The organism is Bifidobacterium criceti (genome assembly GCF_002286935.1).
Classification (GTDB): Bacteria; Actinomycetota; Actinomycetes; order Actinomycetales; family Bifidobacteriaceae; genus Bifidobacterium; species Bifidobacterium criceti.
The window spans coordinates 61311-85977 of record NZ_MVOH01000006.1 but is presented as its reverse complement, the minus strand read 5'-3'; the positions used below and the strand labels follow the sequence as shown (position 1 = coordinate 85977).

The window sequence follows — 24667 nt, the reverse complement described above, 5'->3', positions numbered from 1 at the left end:
CGCGGTGCGCGACAGGCCGTTGGGGAGTGGTGCGGGTGAAGTATCGGAGGTAGACGACACGCCGTGTGCGGGATTTGGGTGGAGGTGGTGTATAGTTTTCATCTGTTGCCCGGTTCTTCACGGAACCGTTGCGATGGTGGCTATAGCTCAGTTGGTAGAGCATCTGATTGTGGTTCAGAAGGTCGCGCGTTCGAGCCGCGTTAGCCACCCCATCGAGAACCCTCCCTCGTGGAGGGTTCTCTGTTTTCCACAGCACATGGGCGACGCGGCGCGCAATCGCGATGAATGGTGAAGACACACCGCGCGCGTCTTCACAATTGCGGTATATCCGGCCCGTGTGGTATGTTCATAACTTGTGTGTGCCAGCCAAGCACCTTATGTGACAGGAGCTCGCGCTGGGATATCCCCAAGTTCGTTTGTACCACGCGCAGTAATGCGGCAGAGGGAGAACGAAGGGTCATCGGGCCGGTGAACAGTGGCTGTCTTTTCTTCATTCAGTGAAGTGGGGGAAAGTGAGGCTGCGATCAGTCGGCTTCACTAGGAAGAACAGAAACCACTGAATCGGAGAATTCAAGTTGCCTACTATTGAACAGCTTGTCCGTAAGGGACGCAAGGCAAAGCCGAAGAAGTCCAAGACTTTGGCTCTCAAGGGAAGCCCGCTGCGCCGCGGCGTGTGCACCCGTGTGTACACGACGACGCCGAAGAAGCCGAACTCGGCTCTGCGTAAGGTCGCCCGTGTCCGTCTGAGCTCGGGCGTCGAAGTCACCGCTTACATCCCGGGCGAAGGCCACAACCTGCAGGAGCACTCGATCGTGCTCGTGCGCGGCGGCCGTGTCAAGGATCTGCCGGGCGTGCGTTACCACATCGTGCGTGGCGCGCTCGATACGCAGGGTGTCAAGGATCGTAAGCAGGGCCGTTCCCTGTACGGAGCAAAGAAGGCGAAGTAAGAGATATGTCACGTAAAGGACCCGCCAAGAAACACCAGCTGCTGCCGGACCCGATCTACGGCTCGACCGTCGTGGCGCAGCTCATCAACAAGATTCTGCTCGACGGCAAGAAGTCGATCGCCGAGGACATCGTCTACTCGGCCCTCGATATGGTCAAGGAGAAGACCGACCAGGAACCGGTCGCGGTGCTCAAGCGCGCGCTTGACAACATCCGTCCGTCCCTCGAGGTCCGTTCCCGCCGTGTCGGCGGCGCGACCTACCAGGTCCCGGTCGAGGTCAAGCCGGCCCGCGCGAACACGCTTTCGCTGCGCTGGCTGACCGATTTCTCCCGCGCACGCCGTGAGAAGACGATGGCCGAGCGCCTCGCGAACGAGATCCTCGACGCCTCCAACGGCCTCGGCGCTTCCGTGAAGCGTCGTGAGGACACCCACAAGATGGCGGAAGCCAACAAGGCCTTCGCGCATTACCGCTGGTAATCAGTCACGGAAACGAAGAGTTAAGGAACATTCATGGCACTGGACGTGCTTACCAACCTCAACCAGGTTCGTAACATCGGCATCATGGCTCACATCGATGCCGGTAAGACCACCACTACCGAGCGTATTCTGTACTACACCGGTAAGAACTACAAGATCGGCGAGACCCACGACGGCGCTTCGACGATGGACTTCATGGCGCAGGAGCAGGAGCGCGGCATCACCATCCAGTCCGCCGCGACGACGTGCTTCTGGAACCGCCAGACCCATGACACGGGCGAGAAGTTCCAGATCAACATCATCGATACGCCGGGCCACGTCGACTTCACCGCCGAGGTGGAGCGTTCGCTTCGCGTCCTCGATGGCGCCGTCGCCGTCTTCGACGGCAAGGAAGGCGTCGAGCCGCAGTCCGAGACCGTGTGGCGTCAGGCCGACAAGTACGGTGTCCCGCGCATCTGCTTCATCAACAAGATGGACAAGCTCGGCGCCGACTTCTACTACTCGGTCGACACGATCAAGGAGAAGCTCGGGGCGACCCCGCTCGTCGTCCAGCTGCCGATCGGCGCTGAGAACGACTTCGTCGGCGTCGTCGACCTCATCCGCATGAAGGCCTACGTCTGGAACGACGTCAAGGACGACATGGGCGCCCACTACGACACCGTGGACATCCCGGACGATCTCAAGGAACGCGCCGAGCAGTACCGCGCCGAACTCCTCGACCAGGTCGCGGAGTCGGACGAGGAGCTCATCGAGAAGTACCTCGAGACCGGCGACCTGACCGAAGAGGAGATCCGCAAGGGCATCCGCACGCTCACGATCGCACGTGAGGCCTATCCGGTCCTGTGCGGTTCCGCGTTCAAGGACAAGGGCGTGCAGCCGATGCTTGACGCCGTCGTCGACTACCTGCCGAGCCCGGAGGATGTCCCGTCCATCGTCGGCTTCGACCCGTCCGACGAATCGATCGAGATCGACCGCAAGCCGACGCTTGACGATCCGTTCTCGGCGCTCGTCTTCAAGATCTCGACCCACCCGTTCTACGGCAAGCTCGTGTTCGTGCGCGTCTACTCCGGCTCCGTCAAGCCGGGCGACAACGTGCTCGATTCGACGAAGGGCAAGAAGGAACGCGTCGGCAAGATCTTCCAGATGCACGCCGACAAGGAGAACCCGGTCGACGCCGCCGAGGCGGGCAACATCTACACGTTCGTCGGTCTCAAGAACGTCACGACCGGCGACACGCTGTGCGATGAGAAGCACCCGATCTCGCTCGAGTCGATGACGTTCCCGGATCCGGTCATCGAGGTCGCCGTCGAGCCGAAGACGAAGGCCGACCAGGAGAAGATGAGCCTCGCCCTCGCGAAGCTCTCCGACGAGGATCCGACCTTCCAGGTCAAGACCGACGAAGAGTCCGGCCAGACCCTCATCTCCGGCATGGGCGAGCTCCAGCTCGACATCATCGTCGACCGTATGCGCCGCGAATTCAAGGTCGAGTGCAACGTCGGCAAGCCGCAGGTTGCCTACCGTGAGACGATCCGCAAGGCCGTCATGGGCCAGGAGTACACGCACAAGAAGCAGACCGGTGGTTCCGGCCAGTTCGCGAAGGTCCTCATGAACTTCGAGCCGCTCGACACCGAGAACGGCGAAGTCTACGAGTTCGCGAACGAGGTCACCGGCGGCCACATCACGAAGGAATTCATCCCTTCGATCGATGCTGGTGTGCAGGAGGCCATGGAGTCCGGCATCCTCGCCGGCTTCCCGGTCGTCGGCGTCAAGGCGACGATCGTCGATGGCCAGGTCCACGACGTCGATTCCTCGGAAATGGCGTTCAAGATCGCAGGCTCGATGTGCTTCAAGGAAGCCGCCCCGAAGGCGAAGCCGGTCATCCTCGAACCGATCATGGCCGTCGAAGTCCGTACCCCGGAGGAGTACATGGGCGACGTCATGGGCGACCTCAACTCCCGCCGTGGCTCGATCCAGTCGATGAACGACGCGACCGGCGTCAAGGTCATCGACGCGAAGGTCCCGCTGTCCGAGATGTTCGGCTACATCGGCGACCTGCGTTCGAAGACCCAGGGCCGCGCGATGTTCACGATGCAGATGGACTCCTACGCGGAGGTCCCGAAGGCCGTCGCGGACGAGATCATCAAGGCCCAGCGCGGCGAGTGACACGCGCTGCCATTTGGCTTGAACCTGTCTCCAGTCGGCGCTAGTATTTTGTAGCGCTGACTGGGTTCGGGTCCTATCAAGTGGCGAAAACCCAGAAACCCAGTAAACTGTAGCAAGTGCCTTGATGCCTCAAGGCTTACTACGAGAAACGTCCAGGAGGACAAACACATGGCAAAGGAAAAGTACGAGCGTACTAAGCCGCACGTTAACATCGGTACGATCGGCCACGTCGATCACGGCAAGACGACCCTCACCGCAGCGATCTCGAAGGTCCTGCACGATGAGTATCCGGATCTGAACCCGGAGTATGACTTCAACCAGATCGACGCCGCTCCGGAAGAGCAGCAGCGTGGTATCACGATCAACATCGCCCACATCGAGTACCAGACCGCGAAGCGTCACTACGCTCACGTCGACTGCCCGGGCCACGCCGACTTCGTCAAGAACATGATCACCGGCGCCGCCCAGATGGATGGCGCGATCCTCGTCGTCGCCGCGACCGACGGCCCGATGGCCCAGACCCGCGAGCACGTCCTGCTCGCCCGTCAGGTCGGCGTCCCGAAGATCCTCGTCGCCCTCAACAAGTGCGACATGGTCGATGACGAAGAGCTCATCGAGCTCGTCGAAGAAGAGGTCCGCGACCTCCTCGACGAGAACGGCTTCGACCGTGACTGCCCGGTCGTCCACACCTCCGCTTACGGCGCGCTGCATGACGACGCTCCGGACCACGAGAAGTGGGTTGCGACGATCAAGGAACTCATGGACGATGTCGACGACTACATCCCGACCCCGGTCCATGACCTCGACAAGCCGTTCCTGATGCCGATCGAGGACGTCTTCACGATCTCCGGTCGTGGCACCGTCGTCACCGGCCGTGTCGAGCGTGGCCGTCTCCCGATCAACACGAACGTCGAGATCGTCGGCATCCGCCCGACCCAGACGACGACCGTCACCTCGATCGAGACCTTCCACAAGCAGATGGACGAGTGCGAGGCTGGCGACAACACCGGTCTGCTCCTGCGCGGCATCAACCGCACCGACGTCGAGCGTGGCCAGGTCGTGGCCGCCCCGGGTTCGGTCACCCCGCACACCAAGTTCGAAGGCGAAGTCTACGTCCTCACGAAGGACGAAGGCGGCCGCCACTCGCCGTTCTTCTCGAACTACCGTCCGCAGTTCTACTTCCGCACGACGGACGTCACCGGCGTCATCACGCTGCCGGAAGGCGTCGAGATGGTTCAGCCTGGCGATCACGCGACCTTCACGGTCGAGCTCATCCAGCCGATCGCTATGGAAGAGGGCCTCACCTTCGCAGTGCGCGAAGGCGGCCACACCGTCGGCTCGGGCCGTGTCACCAAGATCCTCGGCTGATTCGTTCAGCTTCGATCTGACGCGGTAGTACGCGACTGACAAGGGAGCCCCCACCATGATGGTGGGGGCTCCCTTCGTATATCCACATCCATTTGTCGGTACCATCGTCGACCATATATCGTCGTTCACCATCGCACCAGTATTCCAATGGATCTAGTTGGCGGCGGTGCCGCGATGTGCGGCCGTCTGCGACGCGCATATGGTAGTTCGTGGCGGCGGTGCCGCGATGTGCAGCCGTCTATGACGTACAGATGGATCTAGTCGGCGGCGGTGCCGCGACAGACAGCTGCATAGAACGACAGACCGCCGCCCAATGGTGCATTGGGCGGCGGTCTGCGGTGTGCGATCGGTATCGATCAACGGTCGGAGATGACGGCACCGTCGGTGGCTGTCAGTGCGTCGGTGGACGCGTCCGTTCCGCGGCTGCCGCGGGGGAGGACACGGTCGACCGCCATCATCAGATACCCGAATATGATGAACGCGACAAGCAGGACGCCGATCCATCTGAGGACGCCGCCGACGCCGATTTCTGAGGCGTCGAGGAAGAAATAGGGGTAGAGGAGCGGCACGTCGGCGTCGAACCCGTAGAGCCACGCGCGTACGTAGACGAAACCGACATAGCACAGCGGGAAGATTGTCGCCGCAAGCGGATACGTCCACTTCACGCGGCGGTGTTCATAGCACAACAGCCAGTCGAATGTGAACATGAGCGGGAGCACAACGTGGAACGTGATGCTCGTGACTTCGAAGTTCTTCGCGGGGTCACGGTCGGGCTGCCCGGCGAGCAGCAGGTTGAAGACGAAGAACGTGAGCAGGATCGCGATGACGCTCACGAACTTGAGCGCGGGGTGCAGACGCACGGGGCCGTCTCCGCGGCGGCGCGCGGTCGCGACGAGTTCGCACAGCATGAAGCCGATGCACAGGTAATTCGAAAGGTTCGTGAAATACACGAAGAAATCGGGGTCGAATTCGGCGTCGTACAGCCCGAGGCTGCCGAATATGCCGACGACGCCGAGCGCGACGTAGCACGATTGGAGGATGAGTTGCGCGGTTCTGCTGCGGATCATGGATGCTGCACTTTCGTATATCGGAACGTGACACGTCCGCGCATGGCGCGCGCGGACGACGCATCATCCTACGCAATGCGGATATGTGCCGCGTTGTGCGAATCGCGGGAAGCGCGCGGCTGGTTTTTGTATGGAACGACAAACGGGGCGCGGACGTGCGCACACGTCCGCGCCCCGTCAGACGGCGTCATCCGATGATGCGGTCAGTGGAACGTGACCGTATGCAGGCCTTCCTTCTTGAGGTCGACGACATCGAGCGATTCGACGTTGCCGTTCGCGTCGAGCGAGACGACGACCGGGTTCATCGCCTTGATCGCGGCGTCCGAGAATTCGGTGTGCCCCGACGGCGACGACTTGAGCAGGATCATCGGCAGATCGTCGCGCAGCGTGTCCTCGGCGTCCGAACGTGCGTCGTTGACGAGGAGGACCTGTCCGTCCTCCTGTCCGGCGAAGTCCATGAGCATGCGCACGATGTCGCCGCGGCGCATGTTCGGCACCGCGACGGCCGTGTCACCATCATCGCGGATTTCGTGGTGGATCGTATCGACGCCTTTGAAATCGACGTCGATGACGTTCGCAGACGGCGGGACGGTCGGCAGGATATGCTTGTCATCGATGATGGCGAGCTTGCGCATGTCGGCGACGGCGTCGACGAGCGACTGGAACACCGTCACCTTGTCCGCGAGCGGCGCGGCACCGACGATGATGACGGAGCGGCCGTCGAGCAGTGCGTCGTTGACGAGTGGATCGATCATGAATGCCTCCTTGACATGGGTCTGCCCTCAGGTATAGCGCGCATCGGCCGTGCGCGGGGACGGTTGCGGTCATCGGCGTAACGGCGGGCGGCGCCACGCTGTATGGAGGTGCTGGCATAATATGCAAGGCTCTTTGTATAGCTGCACGATACGTCGAATGAATAGGTGAGTAATTTGGCACAGACTACCAACGACATCAAGAACGGATCCATCCTCAACCTGGACGGCCAGCTGTGGCAGGTCATCAAGTTCCAGCACGTCAAGCCGGGCAAGGGACCCGCTTTCGTGCGCACGACGATCAAGAACGTCCTCTCGGGCAAGATCGTCGACAAGACCTTCAACGCGGGCATGAAGATGGAGTTCGAGACCGTCGACAACCGCACGCTGCAGTACTCCTACGACGATGGCGACAACTTCGTCTTCATGGACATGACGACCTACGACCAGGTCATGATCCCGAAGGCGCTCGTCGGCGACAAGGCGAAGTACCTGCTCGAAGGCACCGACTGCATCGTCTCGTTCCATGACGGCCAGCCGCTTTCCGTCGAACTGCCGGCGTCCGTCGTCCTCACGGTCACGCACACCGAGCCGGGCCTGCAGGGCAACCGTTCGAACGCGGGCACGAAGCCGGCGACCGTCGAGACCGGCGCCGAGATCCAGGTGCCGCTGTTCATCGGCGAAGGCGAGAAGGTCAAGGTCAGCACCGAAGACGGCTCCTATCTGGGCCGCGAGAACTGATCGGGCTTTCCAGACAGTAAGGACGACAGCTCCATGGCACGTTCCACCGCCCGCAAGAGGGCTCTGAACACGTTGTATGAAGCGGACGAGAAGGGACAGGACATCCTGTCCCTTCTTGATGAGCGCATCGCCGAACCGGGCGCGCAGACACCGCTTCCCGAATACGCCGTCGAAATCGTGCGCGGTGTCGCCGAGCATCACCGGGACATCGACCGCATGCTCAACGACCATTCCACAAGTTGGAAAGTGCGCCGCATGCACGTCGTCGACCGTAATATCCTACGTATTGCGACGTGGGAGATCGTCTACAACGACGATGTCCCCGACAAAGTGGCCATCGATGAAGCGATCAACCTCGCCAAGACCTTGTGCGACGACGATGCACCATCCTTCATCCATGGTTTGCTCAGCGCGGTAAGCGCGACCGAGCACACCGGTGACGAGGAATCCGGCAAAGCCGAATAAGCCAGACGCGTTTGGCCGGGTCGCGAGTCTCAACCGGCCGCTATCCATCGTTTCGACAACCTTGATGAATGGGGGTTTGGGTGAACCAGATCGACTCGGCAACCGTGTTCACGGACGACGACGCCGTCCTCGTGCTTGAGGACGGGCAAGTCTACGTGGGCGAACCATACGGCGCGCGTGGCGGGACGAGGGGAGAGATCGTCTTCTCGACCGCGATGACGGGATACCAGGAGACACTCACCGATCCAAGCTATGACCGGCAGATCGTCGTGCAGACGTTCCCGCACATCGGCGACACCGGCGTCAACCATGACGATCCGGAATCGTCGCGCATCTGGGTCGCCGGCTATGTCGTGCGCGACCCCAGCCCGACCGTGAGCAACTGGCGCGCCGACGGCACGCTCGACGACGACCTCGAGCGCAACGGCATCGTCGGCATAAGCCATATCGACACCCGCAAACTCGTGCGCCATTTGCGCAGCGTGGGCGTCATGCGCGCCGGCATCTTCTCCGGCGACGCGCTCCTTGGCGCCGACGGCGAGCCTCGCTCCGTCGAATCGCTCCTCGCCGACGTGCGTGACACGCCGCAGATGAAGGGCATGAGCCTCTACGACGAAGTGAGCACCGACGAAGCCTACGTCATCGAACCGACGGGCGACTTCGCCGGCAAGGAACCCATCGCGACCGTCGCCGCGGTCGACCTCGGCATCAAGGCGATGACACCGCACCGCATGGCGGAACGCGGCTGCCGCGTGCATGTCCTGCCGTCGACGACGACGTTCGAACAGATCGAGGCGCTCAACCCCGATGGCGTCTTCTTCTCGAACGGCCCGGGGGATCCGGAGCAGGCCGGCCAGATGGTCGCGCTGCTGCGCAACGTCCTCGACGCTGGATACCCGTTCTTCGGCATCTGCTTCGGCAACCAGCTCCTCGGGCGCGCGCTCGGCTTCGGCACTTACAAGCTCAAGTTCGGCCACCGCGGCATCAACCAGCCCGTCAAGGATGTGACGACCGGCAAAGTCGAGGTGACCGCTCACAACCACGGCTTCGCCGTCGACGCCCCGATCGGCGAGACGGTCGATGCTCCGTTCGAGGATGGCAAATACGGCAAGGTCTTCGTGAGCCATGTCGATCTCAATGACAACGTCGTCGAGGGTCTGCAGTGCGTCGACATCCCGGCGTTCTCCGTCCAGTACCATCCCGAGGCCGCGGCCGGCCCGCACGACGCCGCCTATCTGTTCGACCGCTTCGTCACGATGATGAACGACGCCAACGCCAAGAAAGCCAAGGAGGAATCCACGAATGCCCAAGCGTAACGACATCAAGTCGGTCATGGTCATCGGCTCCGGCCCGATCGTCATCGGCCAGGCCGCCGAGTTCGACTATTCGGGAAGCCAGGCATGCCGTGTGCTGCGTGAGGAAGGCATCCGCGTCATCCTCGTCAACTCCAACCCCGCGACGATCATGACCGATCCGGAGATGGCGGACGCGACGTACATCGAGCCGATCGCGACGCCGATCCTCGAACGCATCATCGCGAAGGAACGCCCCGACGCGCTGCTGCCGACGCTCGGCGGCCAGACCGCGCTCAACGCCGCCGTCGCGCTCGGCGAGGCCGGCATCCTCAAGAAGTACAACGTCGAACTCATCGGCGCCTCGCTTGAGGCGATCGACCGTGGCGAGGACCGCGAATCGTTCAAGCAGGTCGTCGAGGAGGCGGGCGCCGAATCGGCACGCTCCGACATCGCGCATACACTCGAGGAAGTCGACGCGATCGCCGAACGCTTCGGCTTCCCGCTCGTCGTGCGCCCGAGCTTCACGATGGGCGGCCTCGGATCCGGCATCGCGCATGACACCGAGGAGCTGCACCGCATCGCGGGCGCGGGCATCCACTATTCGCCGACCGACGAGGTGCTCATCGAAGAGGGCATCGAAGGCTGGAAGGAATACGAGCTTGAGCTCATGCGCGACCGCAATGACAACGTCGTCGTCGTCTGCCCGATCGAGAACGTCGACCCCGTCGGCGTGCACACGGGCGACTCGATCACCGTCGCGCCGGTCTTCACGCTCACCGACCGCGAATACCAGAAGCTGCGCGACATCGGCATCGCGATCATCCGCGGCGTCGGCGTCGACACGGGCGGCTGCAACATCCAGTTCGCGATCCATCCGGACACCGGACGCATCATCGTCATCGAGATGAACCCGCGCGTCTCGCGCTCGTCGGCGCTCGCGTCGAAGGCGACTGGCTTCCCGATCGCGAAGATCGCGACGAAGCTCGCACTCGGCTATACGCTCGACGAAATCCAGAACGACATCACGAAGTCGACGCCGGCGAGCTTCGAACCGACGATCGACTATGTCGTCACGAAGGTGCCGCGCTTCGCGTTCGAGAAGTTCCCGGGCGCCGACCCGACCCTGACGACGTCGATGAAATCGGTCGGCGAGGCGATGGCCCTCGCGGGCAATTTTGCCGAATCGCTCGGCAAGGCGATGCGGTCGATCGACAAGCGCGACATGGGCTTCTCGTGGGACGGCGAACGCCCGTCCGCAGCGGAGGTCGACGAGCTCCTCGAAGCGATGAAGGTGCCGACCGAGCACCGCTATCTGCAGCTCATGCGTGCGATCTGGGGCGGTGCGAGCGAAGGGCAGATCTTCGCGGCGACGAAGATCGACCCGTGGTTCATCCGCCAGTTCATGATCATCAACGACATGGCGATGCAGGTGCGCGCCGCCGAGACGCTTTCCGTGCGCCTGCTCAAGAAGGCGAAGCTCGCGGGCCTGTCCGACTTGCAGATCGCGCATCTGCGCGGCCTCGGCGACGCCGGCGAGAACACGGTGCGCGAACTGCGCTGGAACTACGGGCTGCACCCGGTCTACAAGACCGTCGACACATGCGCGGCCGAATTCGACGCGGCGACACCGTACTACTATTCGTGCTACGCCGACGAATCCGAACTGCGCAAGCGCGACCGCGAAGCCGTCATCATCCTCGGCTCCGGCCCGAACCGCATCGGCCAAGGCATCGAGTTCGACTACACGTGCGTGCACGCCGTGCAGGAACTCGGCAAGGACTATGACACGATCATGGTCAACTGCAACCCGGAGACCGTCTCGACCGACTACGACATGTCCGACCGCCTCTACTTCGAGCCGCTCACGTTCGAGGACGTCCTCGAAATCTACGAGGCGGAGAAGAAGATGGGACCGATCAAGGGCGTCATCGTCCAGCTCGGCGGCCAGACGCCGCTCTCGCTCGCCGCGCGCCTCAAGGCCGCCGGTGTGCCGATCCTCGGCACGACGCCGGAATCGATCGACCTCGCCGAGAACCGCGAGCTCTTCGGCGAAGTGCTGCGCGCCGAGAAACTCAACGCGCCGCGCTTCGGCACCGCGCTGAGCCTCGACGAGGCGCTCGACGCCGCGCATGCGATCGGTTATCCGGTGCTTGTGCGCCCAAGCTATGTGCTCGGTGGACGCGGCATGGAGATCGTCTATGACGACGCCCAGCTTGAGAAATACGTCAACCGTGCGCTCGACCAGGCGAAGGCGGACACCGTCGTCTCCGGACGGCTTCCGTCGCCGCTGCTCATCGACAAGTTCCTGCAGGACGCGATCGAAATCGATGTCGACGCACTCTACGACGGCCACGAACTCTATATCGGCGGCATCATGGAACACATCGAGGAGGCGGGCGTCCACTCCGGCGACGCGGCGTGCACATTGCCGCCGAGCACATTGAGCGACGACCAGATCCGCAGGCTGCGCGAGGCGACGCTCGCAATCGCGAAGGGCTGCGGCGTGCAGGGACTCATCAACGTCCAATACGCGTTCATGGCGAACACCCTCTACGTCATCGAAGCGAACCCGCGCGCCTCGCGCACGGTGCCGTTCGCATCGAAGGCGACGGGCGTCGCGCTTGCGAAGGCGGCGGCGCGCATCATGGTCGGCGAGACGATCGAGCAGCAGCGCGCGAACGGCCTGCTGTTGCCGCACGGCGACGGCGGCGATGTGCGCATCGGCCAGCAGGTCGCGATCAAGGAATCGGTGCTGCCGTTCAAGCGCTTCCGCACACCCGTCGGCAAGACCGTCGACATCCTGCTCGGCCCCGAGATGCGTTCGACGGGCGAGGTCATGGGCTTCGACCGCGACTTCCCGCACGCGTTCGCGAAGAGCCAGCTTTCGGCATACGAAGGCGGCCTGCCCACGTCGGGAACCGTGTTCATCTCCGTCAACGACACCGACAAGCGCCAACTGCCGCTCTTCGCGGTGCGCCTCGTTGAACTCGGGTTCACGATCTGCGCGACGGAGGGCACGGCGTCCGTGCTGCGCCGTTACGGCATCGACTCGAAGATCGTCGACAAGATCACGGCGCGCGTCGACTCCGACCCGGATGCGCCTGTCGAGGTCGCGAAGGCCGCCGGCAGCATCGGCAAGAACGTCGTCGAACTCATCGAGGAAGGCAAGATCGACCTCATCCTCAACACGCCGAACTCGCGTGGTTCGCGTTCGGACGGATACTCGATCCGCGCCGCCGCGATCGCCGCCGATGTGCCGCAGTTCACGACGATGACCGAGTTCTCTGCGGTACTATTGGCGATAGAGGCCGTCAAGGCGAACGACTACCAGGTCATGAGCATTCAGGAGCATGCGCGTGAGCTGTTCGCCATGGAAAGCCGAACGGAAGACAACGAATAGCCGATCTACCTTCACAAAAGGGGGAGCAGTACGATGACCGACCCCAGCACGCAGGAGCAGCTCGCCTTGCGATCCGATTTCGGAGTGAGGCTGAGCAATTCGATGAAACAATACGGACCACTGTGCGTGGGCATCGATCCGCATCGAAAGCTCCTCACGGACTGGGGGTATGAGGTCGACGCGCAAGGCGCCGAACTCTATGCGATGCGTATGCTCCAGGCCGCGAACGGACGCGCGGCCGCGGTCAAATTCCAGACCTCGATGTTCGAGCGCTACGGTTCACGCGGATACGCGGCGCTCGAACGCGTCCTCTTCGCGGCACGGCAGATGGACATCATCACGATCGTCGACTGCCTGCACGGAGGATTGTCGACGACGATCTCCGCGATCGCCGACGCCTATTTCAAACCGAACGCGCCGATGCTCGCCGACGCGATCACCCTGCTGCCGTATTACGGCGCGCGTTCGCTCGGCGGCGTCATCGACGATGCGCTCAACAACGGACGCGGTGTGTTCATCGCGTCGCTCACGTCGAACCCGGAAGGCGCGAGCCTGCAGACGGCGATCCGCCAGACAGGTGAGTACAAAGGCAAGACGGTCGCGTACGGCATCGCGAACACCGCACAGAAATACAATATGGACACGCCGGGGCTCGGATCGGTCGGGCTCATCATCGGCGCGACGATTGGACAGTGGCTCCAGGAAAGCGGCGTCGCACCGTCGAGCTTCACCGGCCCGATCCTCTCGCCGGGATACGGATGGCAGGGCGCGGAGGCGAGCGACCTCAAGACCGTCTTCCGCGGCACACACGGCAACGTGCTCGTCACCGTCTCCCGCGCGATCGCCGAACACGGACCGGATATCCAATCGCTCATCCAGGCGACGGAAAGCATCGCGCTCGACGTCCGGCTCGCGCTCATGGAGGAGACGCTCGACTGAGCATATGGACGGTGCAACCGTCATCCGACCCATCGATATCCATATCGATTTCTCTAATCCATCCATCCATCCATCCATCTCTGCGGCGGCTGTGGCCGTCACATGACTGTACGGGAGCACAACGTGGAGAGCACGCAACACACACAACATACGGACGACATGGACACAGCGGCCGCGACTACGGCAAGCAATACCGCAAAAGGAGGCAGGCTTGTCGTGCTCACCGGGCCGACGGCCGTCGGCAAAGGCACCGTCGAGGCGGCGATGCTCGCGAAGCACCCCGAGGTGTGGGTTTCCGTGTCCGCGACGACGCGCGCCCCGAGGCCGGGAGAGGTGGACGGCGTCAACTATTGGTTCCTCGACGACGACGAGTTCCTTGCGCGGCAGGCGCGCGGCGAGTTCCTCGAGACGGCCGTCGTGCACGGCATGGCGCGCTACGGCACGCCGCTCGCACCCGTACGTGAGCATCTCGCGGCGAACACGCCGACGCTCCTTGAGATCGATCTGCATGGCGCGCGCCGCGTCAAGGAACGTGCGAAGGAGCTCGGCCTTGACGTCGTCTATGTCTTCATCGCGCCGCCGAGCTTCGACGAGCTCAAGCGCAGGCTCGCGGGGCGCGGCACCGAGACGCCCGCACAGCAGGCACGGCGCTTGGAGACGGCGAAGGTCGAGCTCGCGGCCGAACCAGAATTCGATGTGACGATCGTCAACAACACCGTCGACGAGGCCGCCGACGCGTTGTGGAAGGTCATCGCGGACGAATACGGGCTTGACTGATCGCTACTGGCAGCCGGCGAACCTCATGGCAAGGGGGCGGGTTCCGGAAATCGATTTCCGGAACCCGCCCCCTTGCCATGAGGTTCAGTGCCGTTCACCGCCTGTCAGGCGAGGCCCGAGAGACGGTCGATCAGGTCGGGGTCGCGCGTCGCACCCTTGTCCGCGGAGCGCGCGAACGCGGCGAAGGCCTTGAGCGCCTGGCTCACGTGGCGGTCGCGGTGCGCGACGTAGCCGGCGCCGGCCTCGAGCTTCGCGCGTCGTTCGGCGAGCTCCTCATCACTCAGTTCGACGTTGATCGTGCGATCCGGGATGTCGATCGCGATGATGTCGCCGTTCTCGACGAGCGCGATGTTGCCGCCGCTCGCCGCCTCAGGGGCGACATGCCCAATCGACAGGCCCGACGATCCGCCCGAATAGCGGCCGTCGGTGATGAGCGCGACTTCCTTGCCGATGCCCTTGCCTTTGACGAACGACGTCGGGTAGAGCATCTCCTGCATGCCCGGGCCGCCCTTGGGGCCCTCGTAGCGGATGATGAGCGCCTGGCCCGGCTTGAGCGTGTCATTGAGGATGACCTCGACGGCCTGTTCCTGGGATTCGACGACGAGCGCGGGGCCTCGGAACTCCCAGATCTCCTTCGGCACGCCAGCGGTCTTGACGACGCAGCCGTCGGGCGCGAGGTTGCCACGCAGCACAGCGAGGCCGCCTTCGGTCACCGCCGGATGCTCGACGTCATGGATCGCGCCGTTGACGCGGTCGGTGTCGAGCTCGTCGAACTTCGTCTCATGCGTCCACGGTTCGGGGGAGACGATGTGCCCGGGCGCCGCCTTGAAGAAGTCCTTCGCGTAATCGGTGCACGTCTCGCGCATGATGTCCCAATCGTCGAGTTTGCTCTCAAGCGACGGGTAGTCGATCGAATGGACGTCACGGTGCAGCTTGCCGGCGCGGTCGAGTTCGCCGAGGATGCCGGTGATGCCGCCCGCACGGTGCACGTCGGAGATCTCCCACTCACCGGATGGCGAAGCCTTGCAGATGCATTGGACGGTGTGGGAGATGCGTTCGATGTCGTTGAGTGTGAAGTCGACGTCCGCGGACTGCGCCATCGCGAGGATGTGCAGGACCGTGTTCGTCGAGCCGCCCATCGCGACATCCATCGTCATCGCGTTCTCGAAGGCGTGCTTCGTCGCGATCGAACGGGGGAGGACCGACGTGTCGTCCGCGTGGTAGTAGCGGTTCGCGATGTCGACGACCGTCTTCGCGGCGCGCTCGAACAGCTGTTTGCGGTAGCCGTGGGATGCGAGGACGGTGCCGTTGCCGGGAAGCGCAAGCCCGATCGCCTCGGTCAGGCAGTTCATCGAATTCGCCGTGAACATGCCCGCGCATGAGCCGCATGTCGGGCACACGGTGCGTTCAAACGCGAGGAGGTCCTCGTCGGTCATCGCATCGTCCGCCGACGCGTACATGACGTCGATGAGGTCGGTGTTCTCCTTGACGGTGCCGTCGGGCATGACCGTCGTGCCGGATTCCATCGGGCCGCCCGAGACGAACACGGTCGGGATGTTCAGGCGCAGCGCGGCCATGAGCATGCCCGGCGTGATCTTGTCGCAGTTCGAGATGCAGATGAGGGCGTCGGCGCAGTGCGCATTGACCTGGTATTCGACTGTGTCGGCGATGATCTCACGGCTCGGCAGCGAGTAGAGCATGCCGGTGTGGCCCATCGCGATGCCGTCGTCGACGGCCATCGTGTTGAATTCGCGCGGGATGCCGCCGGCCTTTTTGACGGCCGCGGAGACGAGTCGTCCCACTTTGTTGAGATGTACGTGTCCGGGGACGAATTCATCGAAGGAGTTGGCGATGGCGACGATCGGCTTGCCGAAGTCCTCGCCATCCACACCGGCGGCGCGGTAGAGCGCGCGGGCACCGGCGAACATTCGTCCGTTCATGATTTTCGCAGATCGCATTTCCATAGCAACCCATTCAACCGTACGATCGCCGCGCCTTACACCGCGATGGTCATATCGTGGGAAATCTTTGCCGAATATTGACATTTGCGGATACGGCTGTCATATGACGCGGCGTGTCGCATATGGGGACAACGTCGATCGTCGTGCTTGAACGCGTCGCGGCGATGCGATATCATGAATGCTTTGAACAAGCATTGTGCTAGTGATTTGGAGACCTCAACTATGGCATTCGGTACCGAGCCTACACCCACCGGACTTGCGAATCCACCTATCGACGACCTCATGGAGCATGCGGACTCCAAGTATGCGCTCGCGATCTTCGCCGCGAAACGCGCGCGTCAGATCAATTCGTATTTCACGCAGCTCAACGAGGGGCTGCTGCAGAACGTCGGCCCGCTCGTCGAGTACCAGAGCCAGGAGAAGCCGCTGTCGATCGCGTTCCGTGAGATCAACGAAGGTCTGCTCGAGGAGACGCTTGGCGAGGACGACCTCAACGAAGGCAACTGACCGCGGTCTCCCGCGGATCGGCAGGGCCCCGGTTTCCCATGCGGCGTAATGAGCCGGAGGGAAACCGGGGCCTAGTATTATGCGGCGAAGCGGCTATGATGTGTTGAGCGCCGCCCAAGCGGCTCGACGCGCCGCACCATGACAAGCACACGACAAGCACCAGGGGAGTCTTATGGCCGAACTCAAGTTGATTTCCGCGGAATCGGTGACCGAAGGGCATCCGGACAAGATCTGCGACCAGATCTCCGACGCGATCCTCGACGACATGCTGCGTCAGGACAGCCATTCGCACGTCGCCGTCGAGACATCCGCGACGACGGGGCAGTTCTTCGTCTTCGGCGAGGTGTCAAGTGAGGGGTACAGCGACATCCAGAACATCGTGCGTTCGGTCGTGCGCGACATCGGGTACACGAGTTCCGAGGTCGGACTCGACGCCGATTCGTGTGGTGTCCTCGTGTCGATCACCGAACAGAGCCCCGAGATCAACCAGGGTGTGTCGAGGCTCAGCCGCGACGAGGAGAGCGCCGCGTCGCGTGAGGAACGCTATGAGGCGCAAGGCGCGGGCGACCAAGGTGTCATGTTCGGCTACGCGAGCGATGAGACCGACGTGCTCATGCCGCTGCCGATCCATCTCGCGCACCGCCTTGCGAAGCGGCTGACCGATGTGCGCAAATCCGGCGAGGTGCCGTTCCTGCGCCCCGACGGCAAGACGCAGGTGACGATCGAATACGACGAGCATGATGTGCCCGTACGCCTCGACACCGTCCTCGTTTCGACGCAGCACGACCCGTCGGTGCGTCAGGATTGGCTCAAGGAGCAGCTCGACGAGCACGTCATCAAGCCGGTCCTCGACGAGGTCCTCTCCGACCGCGTGCGCCACGATGACTACCGTGTCCTCGTCAATCCGACCGGCTCGTTCATTATGGGCGGCCCTGCGGCCGATGCGGGCCTCACGGGCCGCAAGATCATCGTCGACACCTATGGCGGCGCCGCGCACCACGGTGGTGGCGCGTTCTCCGGCAAGGACCCGAGCAAGGTCGACCGTTCCGCCGCGTACGCCGCACGTTGGGTCGCGAAGAACATCGTCGCCGCAGGGCTCGCGCACAAGGTCGAAGTACAGGTCGCCTATGCGATCGGCGTCGCCGACCCGGTGAGCATCAACGTCGAGACCTATGGCACCGAGGCCGACGGCGTGACGCGTGACGACATCCAACGCGCCGTGCGCCGCGTGTTCGACCTTCGCCCGGCCGCGATCGTCGACGAACTCGACCTGCTGCGCCCGATCTATGCGAAGACGGCCGCCTACGGCCATTTCGGCCGCGACGACGCCGACTTCCCTTGGGAGGCGACGAACCGCATCGACGCGCTCAAGGACGCGATCGCCGACGAACACCGCGCGTGAACGGCATGCCGATTCGCACGCCAGCATGATGACGGCAGGGGCCACGCATCCGCGTGGCCCCTGCCGCGTTGTCCGGTGGCGCTCGCGCCGACGCCTGTACCATACCGGTTTTACCGGCAGCTGAATGCGATAGGCAACATCCGATGGGTACACTGTGCTTCCAAGTCGGAAAGCCGTAGCAGCATCACCGGATGCATTGAGGAGGAGGCATACATGGCATCGATGACCGTCGCGCAGATGGTGGAACTTTTCGTCAAACCGGACGCCCCGATCCATGTGGCCGCGTTCGACGGGTCGAGCTTCGGCGACGCCGACGCGCCGGTCACGCTCGAGATCAAAAGCTCGCGCGCGATCTACTATCTCGTCAACGCGCCCGGCGAACTCGGACTTGCACGCGCCTACCTGCAGGGGGACATCGACTCGCCGCAGCTCGTCCCCGGCGACCCGTACCGCCTCTTCGGCGACCTCGTCGCCGTCAAGCCGTATCTGCGCGCACCGAATCCCGCGCAGCTCGCGCATGCGGTCGCATCGGTCGCATCGCATGGCATCCGCCTCCCCGAACCGCCGGCGATCGAAGGGCCGGGACGCCTGCACCGCCTCACGGAAGGGCTTCTGCCGCATTCAAAGGCCGGTGACGCTGCGACGGTGAGCTACCACTACGACCAGTCGAACGATTTCTACGCGTTGTTCCTCGGCCCGTCGATGACGTACACGTGCGCCGTCTTCGATTCTCCTGACACGTCGCTTGAGGCCGCGCAGAAAGCCAAGCTCGACCTCATCCTCGACAAGCTCGCACTCAAGCCCGGCGACCGCCTCCTCGACATCGGATGCGGATGGGGCTCGATGGAGATCGAGGCGGCGAAGCGCGGCGTCAAGGTCCTCGGTGTCACGCTCTCCGAGGAACAGGTCGAATGGGCGCAGCGTTGGATTCGCGAGGAAGGGCTCGAGGACCTCGCCGAAGTGCGCCTCATGGACTACCGCGACGTGCCCGAAGGCGACTTCGACGCGATCTGCTCGATCGGCATGATGGAACACGTCGGGCACAAACATTACCCGTCGTATTTCAAGGAGATCTACGACAAGCTCAAGCCCGGCGCGATGCTGCTCAACCATCAGATCACGCGCTGCGACTCGCATCAAGGCAAGAAGGCGGGGCAGTTCATCGACCGCTACATCTTCCCGGACGGCGAACTGTCAAGTCCGGCGGAAATCGAAATGGTCATTCAGGACACGGGCTTCGAAGTCATCAACCAGGAGAACCTGCGCCAACACTACGCGCTCACATTGCACCGCTGGAACGAGAACCTCGTCGCGCATTGGGACGAGGCCGTCAAGCTCGTCGGCTCGCCGAAGGCGCGCCTGTGGGGCCTGTACATGGCCGGTTGCGCATACAACTTCGAGATGAACAACATCCAGGTGCACCAGTTCCTCGCCGTCAAGCCGCAGGACAACGGCACCGACACGTATCCTCTGCGTCCGTGGTGGCCGCGCCACTGAGCGCTGCTCAGCCCTCCCGTTACACTGGATGGGCATGAGCACACCGGAAGCGACGCAGCCCACATTCGACGGCATGCAACCGCGCGCGCGGCGCAAGCGCGGTGGTGCGGGGCACACGACCGCGCGTACGCTTCCCGTCGCGCGCGTCGTGCTCGACGTGCAGGCGACGCATCTCGGGCGCTGTTTCGACTACCTCGTCGACGAACGCCTGTCCGACGCCGCACAGCCCGGATGCATCGTGCGCGTGCGCTTCGGTGGACAACGCATCTCCGGCATCATCTGGGAACGCGTCGGGGAAAGCGACACCGACGAGTCGGCGTTGCGGTACATCGAACGGGTGTTGAGCGGCGTTGTCCTCAATGCGCGCATGCGTGCGGACATCGCCGCGATCGCCGACGCATACGGCGGCACCTACGCGAACATCGTGCGTGTCGCGCTCCCGCAGCGCATCGCCGCGATCGAACGGCAGATGCAGGATGCCCCGCATGCGGACACGCACGACGCCGCAACCGTCGACGTCGACGCCGAGCGGCGCCTATCGGATATGTTCGCGCGTCGCTACGAGCAGGCGCGCGTCCTTGCGGACGCGCTCGCCGCCGACCGTTTTCAATCGTTCGTCGTCGACGGCGTCGCCGGGACGGCATGTGACGGCCTCGCATGGATGGCGCTCCGCGCGCTTGCGTACGGCAAAGCGGCCGTGTTCGTCATGCCCGGCATGCGCGAGGTGTGGGAGCTCATGCATGCGCTTGATATGGCCGGATTGCACGCGTATGCGCCTGATGCCGACAACGGCGGGTACACAGGGGACGTCGCCGTGCTGAGCGCGTCGGTCGGACAGGCGGAGCGTTACCGCGCGTATCTCGCCGTCAGTGCCGGGCATGTGCGTTGCGTCGTCGGCACGCGCGCGGCGATGTATGCGCCGGTGTCCGGGCCGGCCCTGTTCGCCGTGCTCGATGACGGCGCCTATCAATACGCCGACGGACTCATGCCCTACGCGAACGCGCGCGGCGTGTGCCGCCTGCGCGCGCGGTTGCACGATGGTGTGTTCGTCGCATACGCGTATGCGCGCAGCGTCCTGAGCGCATGGGAATGCGAAGACACGACGGCGATGCCGGTCGCCGTAAGCGGACCGAGCGCGTCGATCGTGCCGTACCGTGACGAGGCGCGCGCGGTGGCGCCTCCCGTACGGTGGCTCAACCGTGACGAACTCGCACGTCTCGCCGACCCGAGCATCGGCGCCCGCGTGCCGCATACGGCCGTGCGCGCGCTCGAAACGGCGCTTGGCCGAGGTCCGGTCCTGTTCTCTATCCCATCCGACGGCATCACGGAAACGCTCGTATGCGCGCAATGTCTGCGTCAGGCGCGCTGCCTGCGCTGCACGGGACCCCTCGAACGCAGCGGCCCACAGTCGGCCGCGCGCTGCCGCTGGTGTGGCGCGGCGGCCATTGATTGGCATTGCGCGCATTGCGGCGGCGGACGGATGCGCGTCGTGCGCGTCGGCGCCGCCGGCACCGCGCAGGAACTGCAGGGCCTGTTTCGCGGCGCGCCGATGGTGCTTTCGAGCCCACACCAGCCGCAGGGTGTCATCGAACAGGTCGGCGATGCGCCGGCGATCGTCATTGCGACACCCGGTGCCGAGCCGCATGTGCGCGGTGGCCGATACAGCGCCGTCGCGATCCTCGACGCGTGGACAAGCCTGTACCGGCAGAACATCGACGCGCGTATCGACGTGCTGCGCGATTGGATGCGCGCGATGGCATTGTGCGCGCCACGTGCCGACGGTGGCGTCGGACTGCTCATCGGGGAGACCGACCCCGTGATCGCGCAGTCGCTCATGACATGGGATTCAAGTGTCCTCGCGCGCGACGAGCTCGACGACCGGCGTGAGACCATGCTGCCGCCCGTCACAAGCGCGGCATGCGTATGGGGACAGCGCACGGCCGTCATGGAGGCCCTGCGGCGCATCGGCGCGATCGATGGCGATTGGGCGACCGTACGGTGCGGCGACGATGAGCGTGAGGCAGTGCTCGGACCGGTGCCGATCGCGCCGGAGCGCACGATGGACGCGCGTGAGCTCGAGCAGATGCGTGACCGTGTCAAGGCAATCGTTCTCGTGAACCATGTGCATCGCGCCGAGCTTGCGACACGGTTGCGCACGGCCGTCGCAAGGCATGTGGCCGCGCGCGCATTCGGCGAACTGCGGTTCCGCATCGACCCGAAGGACCTGCTGTAGGCGCTCAGCCCACGGCGGCATGGCCCCACGGACGCACGGCGCCGACTACGATTGTGGACGAACCATACGAGTGGACAAGGAGAACACAAGATGCTGCGGGTACTGTTTGCGGGCACGCCGGAAGTGGCGGTGCCGTCGTTGAGGACACTGGCGCACGACACGGAGCATTTCGAGGTCGTCGCCGTGCTGACGCGTCCCGACGCGCCGACGGGCCGTGGGCGCCGTCTCATGCCGAGCCCCGTCAAGATGGCGGCACAGGAGATGGGGCTCCCCGTCATGGAATGCGATCCGAACGAGGAGGCGTTCCTCGCCGCGCTCAAGGCGACGGGCGCCGAGGCGGCCGCGGTCGTCGCCTACGGCAGGATCATCAAGGAACCGGTGCTTGAGGCGCTTCCCCTCGGCTGGTACAACCTGCATTTCTCGCTTCTGCCGCAGTGGCGCGGCGCCGCCCCTGTGCAGCGCGCGATCTGGGCCGGCGAATCGGTGACCGGCGCGTCCGTGTTCCGCATCACGAAAGGCATGGACGAAGGGCCGGTGCTCGCGCAGTCTACGACCGAGATCGGCCGGCATGAGAACGCCGGCGAATTGCTCGACCGCCTCGCCGAGGACGGCGCCCATCTGCTCGCCGCGTCGCTCGAAGGCATCGCCGAAGGGCAGATCACGCCCGTTGAGCAGCCTGCCGGCGCGTTCGAGGTGGCCGCGAAGATCTCGCATGACGACGCGCATATGACATTCGATGTGCCGGCGTTCGCGCTCGACCGTCAGATCCGCGCATGCACACCGCTGCCGGGTGCATGGTGCGACCTGCACACGCAAGGCGATGCGCTCGCCCCGACGACGCTGCATGTGACGAAGGCATCACCCGCGAGCGAGGAGCTGCGCGAAAGCGTCGACGTGCCGGACGACCTCAAACCCGGCGAACTGCGTGTCACGAAGCGCCATGTGTGGGTCGGCACGGCGACCGAGGCCCTCGAGCTCCAACTCGTCAAAGCGCAAGGCAAGAAGGAGATGGGCGCGGCAGAATGGGCGCGCGGCGCACATCTCGGCGAAGGCGCGTTCCTCGACTGAGACCGGCGGGACGTCGGCTATCGGCGTAGGAAATCGAGGACGCGCATGAGGTCGCGTTCATCGATCGTGTGCGGCGCGGCCGCACGCACCGCGGGCTTCGCGCAGAACGCGACGCCGAGGCCCGCTGCGCCTATCATCGGCAGGTCGTTCGCGCCGTCGCCGACGGCAACCGTCTGCCGTTGCGGTATCGTGTTCGCGTCCGCCCATGCACGCATCGAGCGTAGTTTGACATCCTTCGTGACGATTGGGCCGCGCACGGCGCCTGTGAGCGTGCCGGTCCCCGGGTCGGCGTCGAGGCGGTTCGCGATCCAATAGTCGAGGCCGGCGTCCTCGGCGAGCCGGTCGACGATCTCATGGAATCCGCCGGAGACGACGCCGACCTTCCAACCATGCGCGTGCAATGTGCCGATGAGCTCCAATGCGCCTTCCGTGAAATGCAGACGTGCGTACACGTCGTCGAATATCGAAACAGGAAGCCCTTTGAGGAGTGCGACGCGCGCATCGAGCGCCTGCGCGAAATCGAGTTCGCCGTTCATCGCACGAGCCGTCACCTCACGGATGAGTTCGCCGACACCGGCGGCCTCGCCGAGTTCGTCGATGACCTCCTCGTCGATGAGCGTCGAGTCGACGTCCATGACGAGCAGGCCGGGACGGTCGATCGTGGGGCAAGTGTCAAGGATTTGCAAAGGTGTTGCGCTCATAGCAATGATTGTCGAAAAACGCTGGGACAATGGCCGCATGCGTTTTTCGATGGTTCTCTCCCAGATTCCGGTCGATGAGCAGCTGCAATGCGCGACAAGCTCGGACGGCCTCATCGGCTCGATGACCGCATGGCTCGTGCAGCTCATGGAGACCGTCGGCGGTGTCGGCGTCGCGCTCGCGATCGCGCTTGAGTCGATCTTCCCGCCGATCCCGAGCGAAATCATCCTGCCGCTCGCCGGTTTCACGGCGGCGCGCGGCAGCATGGGCCTCGTCGCGGCAATCCTGTGGGCGACGATGGGCTCATTGCTCGGCGCATGGACGTTGTACGGCATCGCCCGCTGGTTCGGCCTGCACCGCATCCACAGGGCCGTCGACCGCATCCCCGGCGTCGGCCGCGACGACGTGGACAAGGCGAACCGCTGGTTCACGAAATACGGCAACTGGTCCGTGCTCATCGGCCGTGTCATCCCGGTCGTCCGCTCGCTCATCTCAATCCCCGCGGGATTCAACCGCATGAACTTCGCGCAGTTCTCGCTGTGGACATTCATCGGATCGGCGGTCTGGAACACCGTGCTCGTCACTGCCGGCTACATGCTCGGCGACCAATGGTGCTCGATCCTCGGTGTGCTCAACGTGTTCGAGGACGTCATCATCGTCGTGTTCGCGTCCGTGCTCGTCTTCTTCGGCGCGCGTTGGGTTCGCAATCTGATACGCGAGCGCCGCGCCTCACGTGGCGATGCGTAATATGACGGTACGCGATACGCGTTGAAGTCAAGGCCGGATGGGAGCCTTCCGCTACACTGTGAGGGGTCGCATGCATATGCGACGCCGAAGTGTGCGCGGACCCCATCCGGCCGTTTCCATACGATGCCGGACAAAGGTGGCCGCGCTCTCGGTGCAGATGATG

The 24667-nt window shown here is 63.9% G+C and carries 20 protein-coding genes and 1 tRNA gene; 17 read left to right on the top strand and 4 right to left on the bottom strand.

Features of this window, described 5'->3' with window-relative positions; translation table 11 throughout:
* Positions 1 to 136 precede the first annotated feature (136 nt).
* From B1526_RS02085 to tuf, 5 genes are all read left to right on the top strand, one after another.
* Positions 137 to 212: transfer RNA gene (locus B1526_RS02085), tRNA-His, on the top strand.
* Positions 213 to 575: 363 nt separating this feature from the next.
* A complete protein-coding gene (gene rpsL / locus B1526_RS02080) occupies positions 576 to 947 on the top strand; it encodes a 30S ribosomal protein S12 (protein ID WP_006294990.1) in 372 nt (123 codons plus the stop codon).
* A 5-nt stretch (positions 948 to 952) separates the two neighbouring features.
* Positions 953 to 1423, top strand: coding sequence for a 30S ribosomal protein S7 (rpsG, locus tag B1526_RS02075; RefSeq protein ID WP_003813834.1), 471 nt, complete (start codon positions 953 to 955; stop codon positions 1421 to 1423).
* 33 nt (positions 1424 to 1456) lie between these two features.
* The gene (gene fusA, locus B1526_RS02070) at positions 1457 to 3586 is read left to right on the top strand and encodes an elongation factor G (protein ID WP_095614470.1); all 2130 of its coding nucleotides are present in this window, start codon (positions 1457 to 1459) and stop codon (positions 3584 to 3586) included.
* Between the two features lie 168 nt (positions 3587 to 3754).
* Positions 3755 to 4954, top strand: a complete 1200-nt coding sequence (gene tuf / locus B1526_RS02065) for an elongation factor Tu (RefSeq protein ID WP_024540765.1) — start codon at positions 3755 to 3757, stop codon at positions 4952 to 4954.
* A 356-nt stretch (positions 4955 to 5310) separates the two neighbouring features.
* On the opposite strand, the gene B1526_RS02060 is transcribed toward tuf, so the two are convergent.
* Positions 5311 to 6021 carry a Pr6Pr family membrane protein gene (locus tag B1526_RS02060; protein WP_095614469.1) on the bottom strand — a complete coding sequence of 237 codons (711 nt, stop codon included), beginning with the start codon at positions 6019 to 6021 and terminating at the stop codon, positions 5311 to 5313.
* Positions 6022 to 6224: 203 nt separating this feature from the next.
* Positions 6225 to 6776, bottom strand: a complete 552-nt coding sequence (locus tag B1526_RS02055) for a hypothetical protein (RefSeq protein WP_095614468.1) — start codon at positions 6774 to 6776, stop codon at positions 6225 to 6227.
* Between the two features lie 174 nt (positions 6777 to 6950).
* Between B1526_RS02055 and efp the strand changes: the two genes are divergently transcribed.
* The 6 genes from efp to gmk all read left to right on the top strand — a co-directional run bounded on the left by efp (position 6951) and on the right by gmk (position 14390).
* Entirely contained in the window at positions 6951 to 7514 is a 564-nt protein-coding gene (efp, locus tag B1526_RS02050) for an elongation factor P (protein ID WP_095614467.1), read from the top strand.
* Between the two features lie 33 nt (positions 7515 to 7547).
* Positions 7548 to 7979 carry a transcription antitermination factor NusB gene (nusB, locus tag B1526_RS02045; RefSeq protein WP_095614466.1) on the top strand — a complete coding sequence of 144 codons (432 nt, stop codon included), beginning with the start codon at positions 7548 to 7550 and terminating at the stop codon, positions 7977 to 7979.
* A 68-nt stretch (positions 7980 to 8047) separates the two neighbouring features.
* Positions 8048 to 9295, top strand: coding sequence for a glutamine-hydrolyzing carbamoyl-phosphate synthase small subunit (gene carA, locus B1526_RS02040; protein WP_162287919.1), 1248 nt, complete (start codon positions 8048 to 8050; stop codon positions 9293 to 9295).
* Positions 9282 to 12674 carry a carbamoyl-phosphate synthase large subunit gene (gene carB, locus B1526_RS02035; protein WP_095614464.1) on the top strand — a complete coding sequence of 1131 codons (3393 nt, stop codon included), beginning with the start codon at positions 9282 to 9284 and terminating at the stop codon, positions 12672 to 12674. Before carA ends, carB begins: the two co-directional genes overlap by 14 nt.
* 33 nt (positions 12675 to 12707) lie before the next feature.
* Entirely contained in the window at positions 12708 to 13613 is a 906-nt protein-coding gene (pyrF, locus tag B1526_RS02030; RefSeq protein WP_095614463.1) for an orotidine-5'-phosphate decarboxylase, read from the top strand.
* A 159-nt stretch (positions 13614 to 13772) separates the two neighbouring features.
* A complete protein-coding gene (gmk, locus tag B1526_RS02025; protein WP_095614462.1) occupies positions 13773 to 14390 on the top strand; it encodes a guanylate kinase in 618 nt (205 codons plus the stop codon).
* 104 nt (positions 14391 to 14494) lie between these two features.
* Here the strand turns inward: gmk and ilvD are convergent, their stop codons facing one another.
* Positions 14495 to 16354 (bottom strand): dihydroxy-acid dehydratase, encoded by a 1860-nt coding sequence (gene ilvD, locus B1526_RS02020; RefSeq protein ID WP_095614461.1) that lies wholly within the window; start codon positions 16352 to 16354, stop codon positions 14495 to 14497.
* Positions 16355 to 16573: 219 nt separating this feature from the next.
* On the opposite strand from ilvD, the gene rpoZ reads away from it, so the two are divergent.
* The 5 genes from rpoZ (at position 16574) to fmt (ending at position 23058) form a co-directional block, all read left to right on the top strand.
* Positions 16574 to 16858, top strand: a complete 285-nt coding sequence (gene rpoZ / locus B1526_RS02015) for a DNA-directed RNA polymerase subunit omega (protein ID WP_026644451.1) — start codon at positions 16574 to 16576, stop codon at positions 16856 to 16858.
* 172 nt (positions 16859 to 17030) lie between these two features.
* Positions 17031 to 18260 (top strand): methionine adenosyltransferase, encoded by a 1230-nt coding sequence (metK, locus tag B1526_RS02010; RefSeq protein ID WP_095614460.1) that lies wholly within the window; start codon positions 17031 to 17033, stop codon positions 18258 to 18260.
* Between the two features lie 213 nt (positions 18261 to 18473).
* The gene (locus B1526_RS02005; protein WP_095614459.1) at positions 18474 to 19757 is read left to right on the top strand and encodes a class I SAM-dependent methyltransferase; all 1284 of its coding nucleotides are present in this window, start codon (positions 18474 to 18476) and stop codon (positions 19755 to 19757) included.
* 34 nt (positions 19758 to 19791) lie between these two features.
* Positions 19792 to 21990: a primosomal protein N' gene (locus B1526_RS02000; protein ID WP_095614683.1), complete on the top strand. Its 2199-nt coding sequence runs from the start codon at positions 19792 to 19794 to the stop codon at positions 21988 to 21990.
* A gap of 90 nt (positions 21991 to 22080) precedes the next feature.
* On the top strand, positions 22081 to 23058 hold the full coding sequence (fmt, locus tag B1526_RS01995) for a methionyl-tRNA formyltransferase (RefSeq protein ID WP_095614458.1): 978 nt from the start codon (positions 22081 to 22083) through the stop codon (positions 23056 to 23058).
* 17 nt (positions 23059 to 23075) lie between these two features.
* On the opposite strand, the gene serB is transcribed toward fmt, so the two are convergent.
* A complete protein-coding gene (serB, locus tag B1526_RS01990) occupies positions 23076 to 23759 on the bottom strand; it encodes a phosphoserine phosphatase SerB (RefSeq protein ID WP_235606987.1) in 684 nt (227 codons plus the stop codon).
* Between the two features lie 121 nt (positions 23760 to 23880).
* Between serB and B1526_RS01985 the strand changes: the two genes are divergently transcribed.
* A complete protein-coding gene (locus tag B1526_RS01985; RefSeq protein WP_095614682.1) occupies positions 23881 to 24504 on the top strand; it encodes a DedA family protein in 624 nt (207 codons plus the stop codon).
* The last annotated feature ends 163 nt before the right edge of the window (positions 24505 to 24667 follow it).